18 protein-coding genes are annotated in these 18,435 nt (G+C 70.1%); 8 read left to right on the top strand and 10 right to left on the bottom strand.

The features are described from left to right. The first annotated feature begins 289 nt into the window (after positions 1-289). From MPE_RS18545 to MPE_RS18535, 3 genes are all read left to right on the top strand, one after another. Complete coding sequence (locus MPE_RS18545) at positions 290-1,093, top strand: IclR family transcriptional regulator (RefSeq protein WP_011831243.1); 804 nt, start codon at positions 290-292, stop codon at positions 1,091-1,093. Positions 1,094-1,176: 83 nt separating this feature from the next. Continuing rightward, positions 1,177-2,328, top strand: coding sequence for an NAD(P)/FAD-dependent oxidoreductase (locus MPE_RS18540; protein ID WP_011831242.1), 1,152 nt, complete (start codon positions 1,177-1,179; stop codon positions 2,326-2,328). 130 nt (positions 2,329-2,458) lie between these two features. After that, entirely contained in the window at positions 2,459-3,424 is a 966-nt protein-coding gene (locus tag MPE_RS18535; RefSeq protein ID WP_011831241.1) for a cyclase family protein, read from the top strand. 34 nt (positions 3,425-3,458) lie between these two features. Here the strand turns inward: MPE_RS18535 and MPE_RS18530 are convergent, their stop codons facing one another. From MPE_RS18530 to glpK, 3 genes are all read right to left on the bottom strand, one after another. Further along, positions 3,459-3,959: a hypothetical protein gene (locus MPE_RS18530; protein WP_036234216.1), complete on the bottom strand. Its 501-nt coding sequence runs from the start codon at positions 3,957-3,959 to the stop codon at positions 3,459-3,461. A 41-nt stretch (positions 3,960-4,000) separates the two neighbouring features. Continuing rightward, on the bottom strand, positions 4,001-4,549 hold the full coding sequence (locus MPE_RS18525) for a VOC family protein (RefSeq protein ID WP_036234213.1): 549 nt from the start codon (positions 4,547-4,549) through the stop codon (positions 4,001-4,003). Positions 4,550-4,669: 120 nt separating this feature from the next. Continuing rightward, complete coding sequence (gene glpK, locus MPE_RS18520; RefSeq protein WP_011831238.1) at positions 4,670-6,169, bottom strand: glycerol kinase GlpK; 1,500 nt, start codon at positions 6,167-6,169, stop codon at positions 4,670-4,672. A 50-nt stretch (positions 6,170-6,219) separates the two neighbouring features. On the opposite strand from glpK, the gene glpD reads away from it, so the two are divergent. Further along, a complete protein-coding gene (gene glpD, locus MPE_RS18515) occupies positions 6,220-7,800 on the top strand; it encodes a glycerol-3-phosphate dehydrogenase (RefSeq protein WP_011831237.1) in 1,581 nt (526 codons plus the stop codon). A gap of 348 nt (positions 7,801-8,148) precedes the next feature. Here glpD and MPE_RS18510 read toward each other — a convergent pair whose 3' ends face one another. From MPE_RS18510 to MPE_RS18480, 7 genes are all read right to left on the bottom strand, one after another. Next, positions 8,149-8,334 carry a CsbD family protein gene (locus MPE_RS18510; protein ID WP_011831236.1) on the bottom strand — a complete coding sequence of 62 codons (186 nt, stop codon included), beginning with the start codon at positions 8,332-8,334 and terminating at the stop codon, positions 8,149-8,151. 163 nt (positions 8,335-8,497) lie between these two features. Next, positions 8,498-9,472 carry a helix-turn-helix domain-containing protein gene (locus tag MPE_RS18505; protein WP_011831235.1) on the bottom strand — a complete coding sequence of 325 codons (975 nt, stop codon included), beginning with the start codon at positions 9,470-9,472 and terminating at the stop codon, positions 8,498-8,500. Positions 9,473-9,587: 115 nt separating this feature from the next. Continuing rightward, a complete protein-coding gene (locus MPE_RS18500) occupies positions 9,588-9,977 on the bottom strand; it encodes a c-type cytochrome (RefSeq protein WP_049820843.1) in 390 nt (129 codons plus the stop codon). Positions 9,978-10,008: 31 nt separating this feature from the next. Beyond that, complete coding sequence (locus tag MPE_RS18495; RefSeq protein WP_011831233.1) at positions 10,009-11,676, bottom strand: pyrroloquinoline quinone-dependent dehydrogenase; 1,668 nt, start codon at positions 11,674-11,676, stop codon at positions 10,009-10,011. 188 nt (positions 11,677-11,864) lie between these two features. Further along, complete coding sequence (locus MPE_RS18490; RefSeq protein WP_011831232.1) at positions 11,865-12,299, bottom strand: 2,4'-dihydroxyacetophenone dioxygenase family protein; 435 nt, start codon at positions 12,297-12,299, stop codon at positions 11,865-11,867. Between the two features lie 137 nt (positions 12,300-12,436). Beyond that, positions 12,437-13,174 carry a GntR family transcriptional regulator gene (locus MPE_RS18485; RefSeq protein WP_011831231.1) on the bottom strand — a complete coding sequence of 246 codons (738 nt, stop codon included), beginning with the start codon at positions 13,172-13,174 and terminating at the stop codon, positions 12,437-12,439. Continuing rightward, on the bottom strand, positions 13,171-14,433 hold the full coding sequence (locus MPE_RS18480) for an iron-containing alcohol dehydrogenase (protein ID WP_011831230.1): 1,263 nt from the start codon (positions 14,431-14,433) through the stop codon (positions 13,171-13,173). Before MPE_RS18480 ends, MPE_RS18485 begins: the two co-directional genes overlap by 4 nt. Before the next feature lie 100 nt (positions 14,434-14,533). Here MPE_RS18480 and MPE_RS18475 point away from each other — a divergent pair, with 100 nt between their 5' ends. The 4 genes from MPE_RS18475 (at position 14,534) to MPE_RS18460 (ending at position 18,432) form a co-directional block, all read left to right on the top strand. Beyond that, positions 14,534-15,280 (top strand): alpha/beta fold hydrolase, encoded by a 747-nt coding sequence (locus MPE_RS18475; protein WP_011831229.1) that lies wholly within the window; start codon positions 14,534-14,536, stop codon positions 15,278-15,280. A gap of 179 nt (positions 15,281-15,459) precedes the next feature. Next, complete coding sequence (gene dctP / locus MPE_RS18470; RefSeq protein ID WP_011831228.1) at positions 15,460-16,530, top strand: TRAP transporter substrate-binding protein DctP; 1,071 nt, start codon at positions 15,460-15,462, stop codon at positions 16,528-16,530. Between the two features lie 70 nt (positions 16,531-16,600). After that, on the top strand, positions 16,601-17,113 hold the full coding sequence (locus tag MPE_RS18465; RefSeq protein WP_011831227.1) for a TRAP transporter small permease subunit: 513 nt from the start codon (positions 16,601-16,603) through the stop codon (positions 17,111-17,113). Next, the gene (locus MPE_RS18460; protein ID WP_011831226.1) at positions 17,110-18,432 is read left to right on the top strand and encodes a TRAP transporter large permease; all 1,323 of its coding nucleotides are present in this window, start codon (positions 17,110-17,112) and stop codon (positions 18,430-18,432) included. Before MPE_RS18465 ends, MPE_RS18460 begins: the two co-directional genes overlap by 4 nt. Positions 18,433-18,435 lie beyond the last annotated feature (3 nt).

Here is an 18,435-nt window from a genome sequence, read left to right as displayed (position 1 = left end):
ATCGATGTCGACAAAGATGTTCTAAATAATGGAACAGCGTTTCGAATTGGTGAAACAATGCTAGCAGTGCCTGACGCAGTGTCAACATCGATCGGCATCCGGATATACGCTTACGCCGCGCCGTGGAGGTCCGGAAAATCAAGCATCTCCAATGAGATGGGAGGCAAACGATGGACCGATCGTTCTGTCGGATCGGTGCGTGGCGCCGGGCCGGGTTCTTGACAGCGCGCAGGCACAGACCTAAGCTCTTGGCACAAAGTATCAATATTCAGAACGACACTGAACACGCATGGACACCACTTTCGTGAAGGGCCTCCAGGTGATCGAGGCGTTGGCGACGCACCCGCAGCTGACGGGCGTGACGGAGCTGGCGAAGCACCTGGGACTGACCAAGAGCAATGCGCACCGGCTGCTTCAGACGCTGGTGGCCTGCGGCTACGTCCGCAACCTCGAGCAGAGCGGCAAGTACGAGCTGACGCTCAAGCTGTGGGAACTGGGCGCCGCGGTGGTGGGGCGGCTGGACCTGAAGACGGTGGCGGTCGAGTACATGGAGCGCCTGTGCCAGCTGTCGGGGGAGACGGTGCACCTGTCGGTGCTCGAGGGCACCGAGGTGATCTACCTCGACAAGGTCGACAGCCCGCATCCGGTGCGGGCCTATTCGCGGGTCGGCGGTCGGGCGCCGGCCTACTGCGTGGCCACCGGCAAGGCGCTGCTTTCGTACGCCTCGGCATCGCTGATCGACCAGATCTCGCTCGAGCTCAAGCCGTTCACGCCCTACACCCTCACCACGCCGAACGAGCTGCGCAACGAGCTCGAGAAGCAGCGCCAGCTGGGCTATGCCGTCAACCGCGGCGAATGGCGGGACGGCGTGTGCGGCATCGCGGCGCCGATCTGGAATGCCGGGGGCCACGTGTGCGCGGCGATCGGCGTCTCCGGTCCGTCCGACCGCTTCAAGCCGCGCAACCTGAAGCTGCTCGCCCCCACCGTCGTCAGCGTGGCCCAGCAGATCTCCGCCCGTCTGGGCTACCGGCCGCAGCGCGAGACCGCGGCGGCGACCGCGGGCGTGGCCGAGCTGGCGGCGAGCGCGGCCTGACGACCGGCGGGCGCCGACCGCGCTCCGGCGATGCCACGGATCGCCTCTCTTGCTCCTTTCTCCACTCTTCTCGGACCCCTGCAATGAGCCCCATCGTCGTGATTGGAAGTGGCCTGGCCGGGTACACGGTGGCCAAGGAACTGCGCAAGCTCGATCGAGGGGTGGCGGTCACGCTCGTCACCGAGGATGACGGCGCGTTCTATTCGAAGCCGATGCTGTCGAACGCCTTCGCGCTGAAGAAGGCCCCGGCGGCCCTGGCCACGGCGGCCGCTGCCCAGTTGGCCGGCGACTACGGCATCGAGATCCTGGCCGGCCACCCGGTCAAGCGCATCGACCGTGCGGCGCGCACGATCGAGGTGGCGGGCCGCGATCTCGCCTACGACCGCCTGGTCCTGGCTGTCGGAGGGCGGCCGATCCGGCTTCGGCTTGCCGGCGATGCCGCCGACCGCGTGCTGAGCGTCAACCATCTGGCCGACTACCAGCACTTCCGCCGGCACCTGGAAAGCCATCCGCGCGTGGTGATCCTCGGTGCGGGCCTGGTCGGCTGCGAGTTCGCCAACGACCTCGCCGCGGCCGGCCACGCCGTCGACGTGATCGACATCGCCCCGCGTGCGCTGCCGCGCTTCTGGCCGGACCCGATGGCGCTCGAGTTCCAGGCACGGCTCGCCGCGGCCGGGGTGCGCTGGCATCTGTCCGAGGCGGTCGAGCGCATCGACGCGATCCCTGGCGGCCTGCGGATCACGATGGAGAGCGGCCGCACGCTGGAGGCCGACACGGTGCTGTCGGCGATCGGCCTGGCGGCGAACTCCGAACTGGCCGTGCAGGCCGGCCTGGCGGTGAACCGAGGCATCGTCGTCGACCGCCACCTGCAGACCAGCGACGATCACATCTACGCGCTGGGCGACTGCGCCGAGGTCGACGGCCTGCTGCTGCCGTTCATCATGCCCATCATGCATGCGGCGCGCGCCCTCGCACGCACGCTGAACGGGGAGCGCACGGCGGTCGTCTACCCGGCCATGCCGGTGGTGCTCAAGACGCCGGCCTGGCCGGCGGTGTTCTTTCCGCCGCTGCAGCCGGGCGGCGGCAAGTGGCACATCGAGCGGGAAGACACGGGCATGCGAGGCCACTACCGCGCTGCCGACGGTCGTCTGCTGGGCGCCGCCCTCGGTGGCAGCTGCACGCGTGAGAAGGACGCGGTGGCGAAGCAGTTGCCCGCACTGACGGGCAGTGCCTGAGCGCGCAGCGCCCGCCTGTCGCACCACGGCACAACCTTGGTGGCGCGTGCAAGGCCGGGGCGGACGGGCTATCGTCCGCGCGAGCCCGGACGGCGCCAGCCGAGCGCCGCGACACCACCAAGGAGACTCCATGGTTCTGCACAAGGCGCTGCGGCGCGGCGCGGTTGCGCTTTCCATCGCCCTCGGCCTGGCCGCCTCGGCGACCCAGGCCCTTGCCCACGCCGAAGAGTGGTGCAAGTCGAAGTACGGTCCCACCGATGAGATCGGCGCCGCCAACCTGCTGAGTCCGCAGCTCGCGCTCGACGCCGCGAAGCTCGTGAAGACCGGCAAGACCTACCGGCTCGGCGCCGAGACCAACTCCAGATCGCCCGCCTATCCGCCGCGGGGCTGGTCGCTCACGGTCACGTCTCCGGGCCAGGCCGGCGGCGTGACCCTCGGGCCCTCGAAGACCAGCTACAACGACGACATCTACGCCGGCTGGGTGGGCGTGGGCAGCCAGATCGACGGGCTGGGCCATGTCGGCATCGACAACGTCTACTACAACTGCTTCAAGAACAGCGAGTTCGTGCAGGTCGACGGCCTGCGCAAGCTCGGCGTCGAGAAGATCCCGCCGTTCGTGACGCGCGGTGTCGTGCTCGACATGACGGCCTACTACGGCCGCGACGTCGTGCCCGAAGGCACGGCGTTCAACCGCAAGGAGATCGACGAGCAGGCCAAGCGCCAGGGCATCGAGATCCGCACCGGCGACGTGGTGCTGTTCCACACCGGCTGGCTGTCGCTGGTGGGCCAGGACGACAAGCGCTACCTCGCCGGCGAACCGGGGCTGGGCCGCGAGGGCGCAGCCTACCTTGCGAGCAAGCAGGTGCTCGCGATCGGCGCCGACACCTGGGGGCTGGAGACCATCCCGTTCGAGAAGGATGCCGGTGTGTTCGAGGTGCACCAGATCCTGCTGGCGAAGAACGGCATCTACATCCTCGAGAACATGAACACCGCCGAACTGGCCCGCGACCGGGCCTGGGAGTTCATGTTCGTGCTGAGCGCGGTGCGCGTGACCGGCGGCGTGCAGAGCCTCGTCAACCCGGTCGCGATCCGCTGAGGGCTGCGGGCCGGGCCCGCGGCGACGGCCGGCCTCAGGGGGGCGTCGTCGGGAGCTCTGCGCGCTGACCGAGGCGAGGCCGCCACACTGCCAGCGAGACGGCGACGACGGCGAGCGCCAGGACCGACCACGCGCCGAGGCGCTCGCTGCGCAGCACGGTCGCCAGCGCGGCGGTCGTGGTGGCGTCGGTGGGGCTGGTCAGTGCCTGCATGGCCAGTGTGCGGGCCTGACGTGCCGCACCGTGCACCTGCACGAGCGCGATGCCGCAGACCGCGATGCCGATCAGCAACTTGCCGATCAACCAGCGTTGCTCGATCAGTGCCGGCCGCAGCGCGAGCAGCAGCAGGCCGCTCAGCACCATCAGGCCGAGTGCCGGCAACACGACGGTGGACGACACCGACAGAGCGATGTCGCGCACCGCCAGCAGGCGCGGCGACGTGTCGGCCGCCACCGAGGCGATCGCGAGCTGGGCCGCCAGCGCGCCGGCGAAGCCGACGCCGCCGAGCAGGTGCAGCAGCCGGAGCAGCGTGCGCACGGCCGAAGTCCGTGAAGCCGTCACCCCGCTCCCACGGTGACTCAGGGGCGCGCCGGATACCAGGCCAGCGGCTCGGGCAGTGCGAAATCGGCCGGGATGTCGAAGATCTCGATCGTGGTCGTGATCAGACCCTCGGTGCCGAAGTAGGCATAGGGCACGCGGCCCTGCCAGGTGCCCGACTGGATCAGTTCCAGGCCGCGCGCCAGGTAGGTGGCCACGCGCTCGGCATAGGGTAGACCGTTGCAGCCCTGCGCCACGTGGTGGATGCCTTCACCGTGTTCGCGCAGGAAGTCCTCGTAGATGTTCGGCCCGGTGATCGGCTCGATCACCTCCCACATCATCGTGCCCGAGAAGGCCAGCGCGAGCTTCATGCGGTAGCGGCCGGGCTGGCCGCGGTAGGTCATGTCGCTGCAGGTCTCCGGCCCGAACTCGTAGATGCGCCACGGGCCGATGCCCAGCTTCACCATGCCGGCCAGCGTGCGCTGCATGTCGCGGGTGACCACGCAGGTCTGGATGGTGTCGCCCTGGAAGCTGTTGTCGAGGGCGACTTCGCTGACGACGCGGGGCGTACTGTGGCTGCTGCTGCTCATGTGGGTGGGGCTCGGTGGTGGACTCGCGGGCAAGGCGGGTGTGGGCGGGCGAGTCGGCATCTTGCGCGACGACCCTGCGACGCGATCTACTGCAAAACCCGAAGCCGGCCGCGGGCCGCGTCAGGGAGCGACCGTCTGGCGCACCGCGCGTTCCCAGCGCGCCATCCGCTCCGCCGCGCGCTCGCGCGGCATCGTCGGCAGGAAGCGTCGCTCGGCCTGCCACTGCGCCGCCAGCTCGTCGGTGCCGGCGTAGAGGCCACAGCCCAGTCCGGCCAGGCACGCCGCGCCGAGGGCCGTGGTCTCGATCACCTGCGGCCGCACGACCGGAATGCCCAGCAGGTCGGCCTGGAACTGCATCAGCAGGTCGTTGACGCAGGCACCGCCGTCGACGCGCAGCTCGCTGACCGGCTGCCCGCCGGCGGCCACCGCGTCGCGGCTCATCGCGTCGAGCAGCGCCGCGCTCTGGAACGCGATGCTCTCCAGCGCCGCGCGCGCGATGTGGGCCACCGTGCTGCCGCGCGTCAGGCCGACGATCGCGCCGCTGGCCTCCGGCCGCCAGTAGGGGGCGCCCAGGCCGGTGAAGGCCGGCACCACCACCACGCCGCCGGCGTCGGGCACGCTCTCGGCCAGCGCCTGCACCTCGCCGCTGCCGCGGATCGCGTGCAAGCCATCACGCAGCCACTGCACCACCGCGCCGCCGATGAACACGCTGCCCTCCAGCGCGTACTGGCGCGGTGCCGTGCTGTCCACCTGCGCCGCCGCGGTGGTGATCAGGCCGTGGGTCGAGGCCTGCCGCTGTGCGCCGGTGTGCATCAGCAGGAAGCAGCCGGTGCCGTAGGTGTTCTTCGCCAGCCCGGCCTGGAAGCCGGCTTGGCCGAACAGCGCGGCCTGCTGGTCGCCGGCGATGCCGCACACCGGCACGGCATGGCCCAGCAGCGCGGGCTCGGTGTCGCCGAAATGCGAGGCAGACTGCTGCACTGCCGGCAGCAGCGCGCGCGGGATGTCCAGCGCCGCCAGCAGCGGCTCGCTCCAGGCGCCGCGGTCGATGTCGAACAGCATCGTGCGCGAGGCGTTGGTGGTGTCGGTGGCGTGCACACGGCCGCCGGTCAGCTGCCGCAGCAGCCAGCTGTCCACCGTGCCGAAGGCCAGCTCGCCGCGCTCGGCTCGCGTGCGGGCGCCCGGCACGTGGTCGAGCAGCCACGCGATCTTGCTGGCCGAGAAGTAGGGGTCGATGACCAGGCCGGTCACGTCGCGCACCGCATCGGCCAGACCCTGCTCGCGCCAGCGCGCGCACAGGGGCTCGGTGCGGCGGTCCTGCCAGACGATGGCGTTGGCGATCGGCCGGCCGCTCGCACGTTCCCACAGCAGCGTGGTCTCGCGCTGGTTGGTGATACCGATGGCCGCGATGTCGGACGCCGTCAACCCCGCCTGGGCCAGCGCCTCGCGGGCCGTGGCGAGCTGGGTCTCCCAGATCTCCATCGGGTCGTGCTCCACCCAGCCCGGTTGCGGGTAGAGCTGGCGGAACTCGCGCTGCGCCATCGCGCGGATGCGGCCTCCGCGGTCGAACACGATGCTGCGCGAGCTGGAGGTGCCCTGGTCGAGGGCGAGCAGGTAGGTCATCGGCGGCGTCCGGGAGGTCGACCTCGCCAGCCTAAGCGAAGCCCCGCAGAATGGCAGCAGTGGAACAACCCAGGTCCGACCCGTCCCGTGAGCCGCGGCACTGCGACGTGCTCGTCGTCGGTGGCGGCATCAATGGCACGGGCATCGCGCGCGACCTGGCGGGCCGCGGCTGGCGCGTCGTGCTGTGCGAACGCGACGATCTGGCGGCGCAGACCTCGTCGGCCTCCACCAAGCTGATCCACGGCGGCCTGCGCTACCTGGAGCACGGCGAGTTCGCGCTGGTGCGCAAGGCGCTGCAGGAGCGCGAGCAGCTGCTGCGCAGCGCGCCGCACATCATGTGGCCGCTGTCCTTCGTGATGCCGCACGACGCGGCCATGCGGCCGGCGTGGATGATCCGCGCCGGCCTGTTTCTCTACGACCACCTCGCGCGTCGCGACTGGCTGCCCGGCTCGCACGGCGTCGACCTGCGCCGCCACCCGGCTGGCGTGCCGCTGCAGCCGCGGCTGACGCGCGGCTTCGTCTACAGCGACGGCTGGGTCGACGATGCGCGGCTGGTGGTGCTGGCCGCGATCGACGCCCGCGAACGCGGCGCCACGGTGCTGACGCGCTGCGCCTGCACCCGGGCGCAGCGCCATGCGGCCGGCTGGTGCGTCACGCTGCAGCGCGCGGGCGAGGCGGCGGTGGAGTGGCAGGCCCGCGCGCTGGTCAACGCGGCCGGTCCCTGGGCCGCGAGCTTCCTGCGCGACACGGTGGTGTCGGCGCACGGCGAAGCACTCGCCACGCGCCAGCTGCGGCTGGTGAAGGGCAGCCACATCGTCGTGCCGCGGCTGTTCGACCACACGCACGCCTACCTGTTCCAGAACCCGGACCGCCGCATCGTCTTCGCCATCCCCTACGAGCGAGACTTCACGCTGATCGGCACCACCGACGTCGAACTGCACGGTGACCCCGGCGACGCCATCGCCAGCGAGGCCGAGATCGCCTACCTGTGCGAGCAGGTCAGCCGCTACTTCGCGCGGCCGGTCGTGCCAGGCGACGTGCGCTGGTCCTATGCCGGCGTGCGGCCCCTGCTCGACGAGGCCGACGGCGACGAGGCGAGCGCCGTGACGCGCGACTACCTGCTCGAGACGCACGCCGACGGTGCCCCTCTGCTCACGGTCTGGGGCGGCAAGATCACCACCTTCCGCAAGCTGGCCGAGGAAGCGGCGGGCGCCATCGGGCGCCTGCTCGGCGACGAACGCGCCGCGTGGACTGCGTCGGCAGTGCTGCCCGGCGGGTACCTGTCGGCCTGGACCGGCATGCCGCCGAGCACGCCGGCCGAGGACTTCGAGCGTTTCGTGAAGGCGATCGAGCGTCGGCACGCCTGGCTGCCGACGCCGCTGGCCCTTCGGCTGGCTCGCGCCTACGGCACGCGTGCGACGGACTGGCTGGGCGAGGCCCGCTGCCTGGACGACTTGGGGCTCGAGATCGCTCCCGGGCTGCACGAAGCCGAGCTGGCCCATCTGCAGCGCGACGAGTGGGCCGTGACGGCCGACGACGCGCTCTGGCGGCGTTCCAAGCTCGGTCTTCACCTCGACGCCCGCCAGCGCGCGGGCGTGAGCGACTGGTTCGCTGCACGCACTGGCGCCTGAGCGGACGCGCGTGGCGGGAGCCGCCGGTCAGGCCGCGGTGGCCATCGGTGGAGGCATGCCGGGCGGCTCGCGCACCGGCAGAGGCACGTCGGAGGGGGGCGGGTCGGTGATCTCCGGCGGCTGCACGTCCGGGCGCGGCGGTGCGGGTGGAATCACCTCCGGCGGTGGCGGGTGCGACGCCGGCGGCGACGGGAGTTCCGCGCACCGCTGAGGCGGGCGCACGACCCCACCGGCGGCGCGGAACGGCGTCAGCGAGACGCGCGCGATGGGCCGACGAGCCGCTGTCGCGCCTGGGTGCAGCGCCGCGTGCGGATGCAGTGAATCGAGATTCATCGTGCGCCGGCGCGATCAGGTCTTGTCGATCAGGTCCTTGGCCTTTTCCTTGGCATCGCCATAGGTCGCCTGGGTCTTGCCGGTGACCTGGTCCACGCGGCCCTCGGTCTCGAGCTTCTCGCTGCCGACGACCTTGCCCGCGACTTCCTTGACCTTGCCCTTGGCCTGCTCGATGCGGCCCTTCAGTTGGTCGTTGTTCATTGGCGAATCCTTCCATCCATGCAAACGGTCGGCGGCGCCCCGCGGGATGCCGGACGCCCGACCGATGGAAAGATGGTGCCGGGGGCGCCGGCCCCTGCCTGCCGGCAGTGCGCTCGTCGGCGTGTAGGACGGGGGCGCACGGACCCCGGACTCGCTGCGCTTGTCAGCGGCGGCAATGCCCCGGCGGATGGCCGAAATGCTGCTTGAAGACGCGGCTGAAGTGCGCCGGGTCGGTGAAGCCCCACTGGTAGGCGATCTCGGCCACGCTGTGTTCGCGGTAGGACGGGTTGCTCAGCGCCTCGCCGCAGCGCTCGAGACGCTGCTGGCGGATGTAGGCCGACACGCTCTGCCCGGTCTTGCCGAACAGCAAGTGCAGGTAGCGCGGCGAGATGTGGTGCGCCTGCGCGATGCTGCCCGGCGTCAGCGTCTCGTCCTGCAGATGGTCGAGGATGTAGTCCTGCACCCGCTTGAGCTGCTGCAGCGACAGGCCGCGCGGCGCCGGTTCGAGGCGGCAGGACATCGCCGCCGTCAGCAGCTCGACGGTGGCGCGCCGCACCGCGCTCAGCTCGCCCGCCTCCAGATCCTCGAGCTGCGAGGCCAGCGACTCGATGTGCGAGTACAGCACCGCGCCGATGCCCGAACGGCTGTCGAGCACCGTGCCGCGGAAGCGCCCGGTGCGTGGCAGCCGCTCCTTCACGTCGTCCCACGGCAGGATCAGCGAGACCTTGTGCAGCCGCTCGGTCACCGTGAATTCCATCGGCTGGTCGCTGGTCCAGATGACCAGATCGCCCGGCCCGACGGCCACGCGCTCGTCACCGGCACGCAGCGACTCGCGCCCCGAACGGGTGATCTGCACGCCGATGTAGGCCGCCCCTTCCTGGCTCACATGGCGCGGCAGCCGGCGCCCGCCGCAGGGGTCGCAGATGCACTCGACCACGCGCAGCCCGGCCACATCGCGGTGCCGCAGACGCGCGTTGAACTCCGGTGCCACGCGGTCCGGCACCTGCCAGCGGCGGAAGTTGTCGCTCAGCGCGGCCTCCCAGGCGTCGGTGCGGTCGGCCAGGGCTACGTCCGTGGTCGACCACCAGGGCGGCTCGGGCAACGAGGCGGGGACGGTCGGCGAGGCGCTCGCTTCCATGTCGGGTTTCCTGGCGCGGCAACGGCCGGCGCTCCGGCGCAGCGTAGTGAGATTCCGGCCGCGGCACGAGAGGGAAACCCATGGGGCGCCCCGGCCGGGCGGCGGTGCGGATCCGCTAGGGCTGGGCGCGCGGCTGGCCGCCGAGCGAGCGAATGAAGGCCGTGATGCGCCAGATGTCCTCGTCGGACAGCGAGCCCTTCCAGGCCGGCATCACGTTCGCGCCCCGCTTGCGGCCATTGGTGATCACGTCGTGGATCTGCACCGGGTCCCAGTCGACACGCTCGCGGAACGGTCGGTTCTTGCCGGAGTCGCCTTCCTTGCCGTGGCAGTAGGCGCAGATCTGGCCGAACTTCTCGCGGCCGGCCTGCACCCACTCCGGATTGCGCAGCTCCTCGGCGCTGGGAACGGCCGCCGCTTCCTGGGCTTGCGCGGTCGACAGGCCGGTGAGCAGCAGCGCAACCGCGGCGATCCGCCAGGCCGGGCCGGCGGTGTCAGGGGGTCGCATTCTCGTCATCGACAGGTCCCGTCCATCCGCGCTATTCCAGCGTGAAGGCGATCAGCGCCGCGCCGCCGCGCACGTTCTTGAACTCCGGCCACGGGATGGACGCGAAACCCGGGAACAGCGAGCCGAAGCCGGTCGCCGCGACGATGTACTGCTTGCCGCCGGCCGAGTAGCTGACGATGCCGCCGCGCATGCCCGAGCCGACGTTGAAGGACCACAGCGTCTTGCCGGTCCGGTCGTCGTAGGCCGACAGCAGACCGCGCGGATCGCCGTTGAAGATCAGGCCGCCGCCGGTGGCCAGCACATGCGCCAGCCCCGGGGCCTCGAAGTCCAGCCGCCAGGCCTGCTTGCCGGTCACCGGGTCATGGGCCACCAGCCGTGCGGACGCCTTCTTGCCCGGCGGCGGGATGATCTCCAGCTCGGCCACGTCGTAGTAGCCCTGCGAGAACGCCAGCTGGTCGATCGGCTGCTGCTTCATCACGACGCGGTTGCAGATCTCGTAGGCGTTCGTGTACCAGAGCTTTGTCTTCGGGCTGTAGGCGCCCGCGTTCCAGCTGCGCACGCCCAGCGCGCTGGGGCAGAACACCTCGCTCTGGCCGGACTTCGGCGGATTGCGTCCGATCAGCGCGCCGGTCTTCGGGTCCACGCCCTTGATCCAGTTCATCTCCTCGGCGATCCGCCAGACGTCCTGCACCGCGCCGGTCTTGCGGTCGTAGACCGAGACGAAGCCCCCCTTGTTGAGGTGCATCATCAGTTCCTGGCCGTTCTTCTCGAACATCACGAACTCGTAGGCCGAGTCGAAATCCCAGGCGTCGTTCGGCACCTCCTGGTGGTGCCACTTGATGCGGCCGGTGGACGGTTCGAGCGCGAGCACCGTCGCGGTGTAGAGGTTGTCGCCCGAGCGCAGCTCGGCATTGAAGTCCGGCGCCGGGTTCGAGGTGCCGATGAAGAAGGTGTCGTTCTTCGCGTCGTACTGGCCGGGCAGCCAGGCACCGCCGCCGCCGACCTTGATGGTGTCGCCGGGCCAGCTCTTCGGGTCGTCCTTCAGCAGCTCCATGGTCCAGGCCTTCTCGCCGGTGTCGGCCTTCAGCGCATAGAGCCTGGAGCGCTGCGCCAGGTCGCCGCCGGTCGGGCCGGCGATCAGCACGTCGCCGGCCAGGATGGGCGGCGAGGTGAAGTTGCAGCCGTGGCAGGTCTTGGGGTCGGTGAGCTTCACCTTCCAGAGTTCCTTGCCGGTCTTCTGGTCGAGCGCGATCAGGTGGCCGTCCGAGGCGCCGATGAAGACCTTGCCGCGGCCGACCGTCACGCCGCGGTTGTAGAAACCGAACACCGACTTCTCCTGCACCGCGTCGAGCTCGGGGATGTACTCCCAGAGCTGCCGGCCGGTGGCGGCGTCGAGCGCGAAGCTGCGGTTGTTCGACGCGCTGTAGTACAGCACGCCGTCGAGCGCGATCGGCGTGGCCTGCAGGCCCTGCGCGATCTCGCCGGGCTGGTGGATCCACGCCACCTTCAGCTTCTTGACGTTCTTCTTGTTGATCTGGTCGAGCGGGCTGTAGCGCCAGCCGCGCCAGTCGCCGTGGTAGTCGGGCCAGTTCTTGCCGGTCTCCTCGGCGCTGCCCGTGCCGGTGCAGAGCAGCAGGGCAGCTGCAGCGGCCAGGCCGGCGAGCGATCGTTTTCGCAGAACGTCGAGCTTCGGGATCACGGTGACTCCTCCGTTGGGTTCTTCTCGAGTGCCGGGTGCCGGCGCGCGGCATGTCCGGCCGGCGCAGGGCGTGGCAGCTTAGGTCTGCGCGCGGTGCGCGCGCGTCGCCAAGGTGACGTGCGGGCCGGCACCCCGTGCAAGTCCGGGGGTGCCGCGCGCCGGAGGCGCGCCTTCCCGCAAGCTTCGGCTCACGCCGCCCAGGCGCCCTGCGCGTCCTCCCAGCCGATCACGGCGATCGGCGAGCCGTCGGGCTTCACGAAGGTGAGAGGTCCGAGGAAGCTCATGTAGAACTCGCTCGCCACCGGGAACTCGGTCTTGTCGTGGCGTGCGTTGGCCGACTCGTAGCCGTAGCCCGGCGCGATGGCGGTGTCGCCGCCGGCGGCCTTGCCGCCGCGCACATCCATCTTGCCCTTGGTCAGGAAGTACTCGCCGGGGCCGACGTGGACGTGCGCCGCGAACGACGAGCCCGCCGGGCAGTCGAAGATCGCCGTCCACGAGCCCATCTCGGGCGAGACATGCAGCAGTTTCCAGCGGATGCCGCCGGTGGAGAACGCCGCAGGGAACGGCTTCCAGTCCACCTGGTCCATCTGCACGTACTCTTCCTTGATCTTCGACTTCAGCATGTCGCGTCTCCTGCGGGTCGGCGTGGCGGGATCGGTCGATCCCCGAGACGGCACGATAGCGAGGCCGCGGCTGCCGCCCTAGTCTCAGCGCGCAGCCCGGCTTGACCGGGAGCGAAATTCAGCGCAAACCCTAGGGCCTAGAAGTCGGTGCTGACCGTGGCCTTGGTGAAGGCCTCGTTGTGGTCGATCAGGTCTTCCATGGCGCGGGCCGCTGCCGCCTCGTCGCGCTGCGAGATCGCGCGCGCGAGCGCCCCGTGCAGCTTGGCCATCAACGGCGTGTCGGCCGCCTGGCGGTAGTGCAGGTACCAGAAGCGCCGCGACAGGCCGTGCATCAGGCCCATGGCGCCGGCCGCGAACTCGTTGCGCGCGGCGCGCAGCGACAGGTCGTTGAACTCCTTGTCCGCGCGGATGAAGCGCGTCTCGTCGTCCTGCTTCCCGGCCGCGTCGAACTCCCGGGCCAGCTCCTCGAAGCGTGCGCGCTCGGGCTCGGTGGCGCGCCGTGCGGCGCAGCGCACCACGAGGCGCTCCACCTCGCGGCGGGTCTCCAGGAGCCGCAGCTGGCGCTTGATGTCGATCTCGGACACCAGCACGCCGCGCTGCGGCAGGATGGACACCAGGTGCTCGCGCGCCAGCCGCTGCAGCGCCTCGCGCACCGGGGTGCGCCCGATCTGCAGTCGCGCGGACAGCTCGGCCTCGGAGATCGCGGCCCCGGGCAGCAGCTCCAGCTTCACGATCATCTCCTCGATCAGCTCGTAGGCGGCGGCGGTCAGGCTGCGAGGCTTGGTGGCGGTGGCGCCGCCGCCGTGGGCGGCCCCTGCCGTGCGGGAGCGGGTCGTCGTCGCCTTGGGGGTCTTCCTGGCCGCAGTCTTCTTCATGGCGTCTCGATTCCCGACAGTTCACCAGCATAAGCGCGCCGGACGATGGCTGCGTAGTCGGCCTCGGGGGGTTGTTGGGGATAGGCCTTGGCCAGCCGCGTCACCGCGAGTCCGTCGTGCACCAGCTGGTCGAGCGCACGCTCCGGCACGCCGAACGCGGCCAGGTCGGCCGGCACGCCGAGCTCCTGCACCAGCGCGCGCGTCCGGACGGACGCCTGGCGCGCCATCGCATCGCTGTCGGCGCGCGGCACGCCGGCCATCGCGGCGATGTCGGCCAGCTCCTCGCGGCGCGAGGGCCGCAGCGCATCCATCACGTAGGGCAGCAGGGCGGCATTGGTGCTGCCGTGCGAGGCGTGCGTGAGCCCGGCCAGCGCGTAGGCGAGGCCGTGCACAGCGTTCAGGCCGGCCGACGCATAGGACATCGCGGCGAACAGGCTCGCGTAGGCCATGCCGGTGCGGGCCCGAAGGTCGTCGGGCACGTGATAGGCCCGAGGCAGATGCGTGAAGCACAGCGTGATGGCCTCGCGCGCGAACATCGTCGTCAGGCGGTTGCGGCCGCTGTACGACGGGTCGGCGTCGCCCCCGGTGTCGAAGCGCGTGGCGTCCATCGTCAGGTAGGACTCGATCGCGTGCGTCAGCGCGTCGAGTCCGGCGTCGGCGGTGACCTTCGGCGGGCAGCTCAGCGTGAGCTCCGGGTCGATCACGGCGATCGCCGGGCGCAGCGCATTGCCCATCACGGCGACCTTGGTGGCGCTGCTGTGCTGCAGCAGGATGGCGCCCGGCGTGATCTCCGAGCCGGTGCCCGAGGTGGTGGGCATCGCCAGCATCGGCAGCGGGCTGCCGGGGAAGCGTGTCGTGCCGACGAAGCTCGCGACCGGTCGGCGGAACGGCAGCGTGAGGCACAGTGCCTTGGCGAGGTCGATGTTGCTGCCGCCGCCGAGCGCGATGACGTGGTCGATGCGCGCGGCGCCCGGGCGTGCCAGCAGCTCCTCGGTCGCGCTGTCGCACAGCTCGGTCGACGGGTCGGGCTCGCCGCCGTCGAACACCAGCGACTCCAGGCCCTCGGCCGCCAGCGAGCGCACCAGCGCGTCGACCACCGTCGTGCGGCCCGAGAAATGGCGGTCGGTGACGATCAGCGCGCAGCGCCAACGCTGCGCGGCGCACAGCGCGGCCACGCGATGGCGTGCGCCGGCGGCCAGCAGCACGCGCGAAGGCGTGCAGAAGTAGAGGGTCTCGTCGGCGCTGACTGGGGTGTGCATCGGCTGGGCTCGTGGGTCGGACGGGCACGCGACCCGGCGACGCGGGAAAGGCGTCGTGCAATACTAGTAAGACATTACTAATATATCAATAGGAGACACCATGCCCTCACCGTTCCCGTCGCTGCTCGGGCGCCTGGACTGCCGGGTGTTCGGCCAGGGCCGGCCGCTGGTGCTGCTGCACGGCATCCAGGGCACGGCCGAGGCCTGGTTGCCGGTCGCGCAGCGGCTCGCCGACACGCACCGCTGCGTGCTGCCCAACCTGCCGGGCCGTGCCGCCTCGCCGCGCTGGCGCACGGCCGACGACGGGCCGATCGAGCGCTACTACCACCTCGACCACTACGCGGGCCTGCTGCACGAGCTGCTGCAGGCGATCGGCCAGCCGGTGGTGCTGGCGGGGTGGAGCATGGGCGTCAGCGTGATCCTGCGGATGGCGGCGCTGCACGGGCTGGGCGCGGTCGAGCGGCTGGTGCTGGTGTCGGGCACGATGCGCGCCGGCCCGCCGGAGGCCACCTGGTTTCACGCTGCGGACATCGACGCCCTGCGCAGCGAGGCGCGACAGCGCGCGGAGCGCCTGGGGCTGACGCAGGTGGCCGACGCCGAGGCGGTGGCGTGGTCGTGGCAGTCGGCGCGCGGCCTCGACCTGTCGGTCGGAGCGGCGCGCATCGCGTGCCCCACGCGGGTGGTGCACGGCGAGACCGACGATCAGTGCCCGCTCGCGCATGGCAGGGCGCTGGCCGCGGCGATCGCCGGCGCGCAATGGCTGGCGCTGCCGGGCGTCGGCCACAACGTCCTGGGCGCCGAACCGGCACGGCTCGCGGCCGCCATCACGGCGGAAAACCCGCGTTGACATGCATCAAAGAGATTACTAGGATTTAACTAATACATCAGTGGTATTCAAAAACTGGTGCGAGGCCTGCGGCAGCAGACCGCACCGCCCTGCCGGCGGCGTCGAGAGGCGCCGTCTCCTCGCCACCGCACCCGATCCAGGCCGCCAGAGCCATCGATCCAACCCCACGGAGACAAACCATGAAGCGTCGCAATTTCGTCAACGCCACCCTGGGCAGCGCCGGCCTCTTCGCCGCGGCCGGCGCGCTGGCCCAGACCGCCGGTCCGAGCTACAGCTGGAAGATGGCCACCGGCTGGGCCGGTGGCCCCATCATGGACATCGGCGCCAAGGCCTTCGCCGAGCGCATGGAGTTCTTCTCGGGCGGGCGCTTCAAGATCCAGACCTTCCCGGGCGGTGGCCTCGGCAATGCGCTGAAGGTGCCCGAGACGGTGAAGAACGGCCTGGCCGAATGCGGCCACACCTGGATGGGCTACGACTGGGGCAAGGACCCGACGACGGTGCTGTTCGGTGGCTACGCCGGCACCTTCGACACCGAGCGCATGCTGCACTGGCTCTATGAATCCGGTGGCGCCGACCTGCAGCGTCAGTTCCGCGAGGACACGGACGGCGTGATCTCGATGCCGCTGTTCATCCGTACCGCCGAGGTCTTCCTGCACTCGCGCAAGCCCGTCAAGAGCCTGGCCGACCTGAAGGGCCTGAAGCTGCGCACCGCCGGTGCCTGGCTGGAGATGTCCAAGGACCTCGGTGCCGCGCCGGTGACCACCGCCGCCGGTGACGTGTTCCCGATGCTCGAGCGCGGCGCGATCGACGCTACCGAGTGGGGCACCCCGTGGGAGAACGTGTCGCCCGGCTTCTACAAGGTCGCCAAGTACCTCAGCTACCCCGGCGTGCACCAGCCGACCGCGCCGTTCGAACTGGTGATCAACAAGGACGTGTGGGCCAAGCTGAGCCCCAACGACAAGAAGCTGATCGAGGTGGTCGCCAAGATGGTGACGATGGAAACCTACCTGCGCATCGGCGCCGAAGACGCGAAGGCGATGGAGTTCTACAAGAAGCAGGGCGTGACGCTGGTGCACCTGGACGACGAGGTCCAGTACACGGCCCGCAAGATCGGCCTCGACTGGGCCGAGGCCACGGCCAAGGAGAACAAGCACAAGTGGTTCGCGCGCGTGCACAAGAGCCAGGTCGAGTTCGACGCGGCCTGGAAGGACGCCGACGACTGGCGCAAGGTGAAGGTCAAGCGCGCCTGATCCGGGTGTCGTCTGGCCGGAAGGGTCCGCCTGCGAGGCGGGCCCGCCCCGTTATCCACTGGAGTCGCGATTGAACCGCCTCATCGTCTTGCTGGAGCGCCTGGTCGTGGCGGTCGGCATCGCCGCGGCGATGCTGCTCGTGCCGCTGGTGCTCGCCACCGCCTGGGAGGTCGTCGCGCGCTACGCGTTCGGCGCGCCCACCATCTGGGCCTACGAGGTCGGCTACCTGCTGACCGGCTCGCACTTCCTGCTCGGGCTGGCCTACACGCTGCGCCAGGGTGAGCACATCCGCATCGACGTGCTCAGCGCCCGCATCGGGCCGACGACCCGGCGCCGCATCGACGCCGTCGCCTACGCCGTCGTGCTGCCGCTGCTGGTGTGGCTGAGCGTGGCGCTCTTCAACTACTTCATGGCCGGCTACACGCGCGGCGAGACCTCCGGGCAGTCGGCGCTGAATCTGCCGGTGTGGCCGTTCCGCGCGGTCTTCGTCCTGTCGTTCACGATGTTCGCTCTGCAGGTGTTCTGCGAACTGCTGAAGTCGCTGATGGCCCCGAAGAACGATCAAGAGGCTCAGCCGTCATGAGCGATTACCTGCCCTTCTTCATGCTGCCGCTGGCCTTCACGCTGATGTTCCTCGGCGTGCAGGTGGCGTTCGCGATGATGCTGACCGCGGCCGCCTTCGGGCTGGCCATCTTCGGTCCCAACGTCATCCACCAGTTCGTCGAGAAGATCGACGACCTGTCGTCGAACTTCGTGTTCGCCGCGGTGCCGCTGTTCGTCTTCATGGGCGCGATGCTCGAGAAGTCGGGCATCGCCGACCGCCTGTTCGAGGCCATCCACATCTGGACGCGCCGCCTGCCCGGCGGCCTGGCGATCGCCACGGTGTTGATGTGCATCGTGTTCGCGGCCTCCAGCGGCGTGATCGGCGCGACCGAGTCGGTGGTGGGCCTGCTCACGATCCCGATCATGCTGCGCTACGGCTACAACAAGAGCCTGATCAGCGGCACCATCTGCGCCGGCGGCTCGCTGGGCACCATCATCCCGCCGTCGGTCGTGGTGGTCGTGATGGGCCCGCTGGCCAACCTGTCGGTCGGCGACCTGATGTACGGCATGGTGCTGCCGGGCTTCCTGATGGCCGGGCTCTACCTCGCCTACATCTTCGTGCTGTGCATCGTGAAGCCGGAGATGGGGCGGCGCATCCCGCCGGAGCCCGGCGATCCGACCTTCATGCAGAAGCTCGCCATCACCACCCGCAATCTGGTGCCACCGCTGGGCATGATCGTCGCGGTTCTCGGCTCCATCCTGCTGGGCCTGGCGTCGCCGACCGAGGCGGCCGCGATCGGCGCGCTCTGCTCGGTGGGACTGACCGTGCTCTACGGCCGCTTCACCTGGCCGGGGCTGTACGAGTCGCTGCTGAAGACGCTGCGCGTCACCGCGATGATCATGTTCGTGCTGCTGGGCGGCACGCTGTTCACCGGCGTCTTCATCGGCGGCGGCGGCATCAATCTCGCCAGCTCGATGATCACGCACCTGGACCTGTCGCCGTGGGCGCTGCTGGGGATGATGCTGTTCATCCTGTTCATCGCCGGCTTCTTCCTCGACTGGATCTCGATCGTGCTGATCTTCCTGCCGATCTTCACGCCGCTGGTCACCGCGGCGGGCTTCGATCCGGTGTGGTTCTGCATCCTGTTCCTGATCATGATCCAGACCAGCTACCTGACGCCGCCGATGGCGCCGGCCATCTTCTACCTGCGTGCCGTGGCACCGCCGGAGATCACGATGCGGCACATGTACTGGGGAATGATCCCGTTCATCGCGCTGCAGGTCATCACGCTGGCCTGCACGCTGATGTGGCCCCAGCTCGTGACCTGGCTGCCGAGCGTCGCGATGCAGATGAGGTGATGG

The sequence above is a fragment of the Methylibium petroleiphilum PM1 genome (assembly GCF_000015725.1).
GTDB classification, from domain to species: Bacteria; Pseudomonadota; Gammaproteobacteria; order Burkholderiales; family Burkholderiaceae_C; genus Methylibium; species Methylibium petroleiphilum.
Note: the sequence above shows the minus strand (reverse complement) of the source record. Positions and strands in the feature narration are given on the sequence as shown.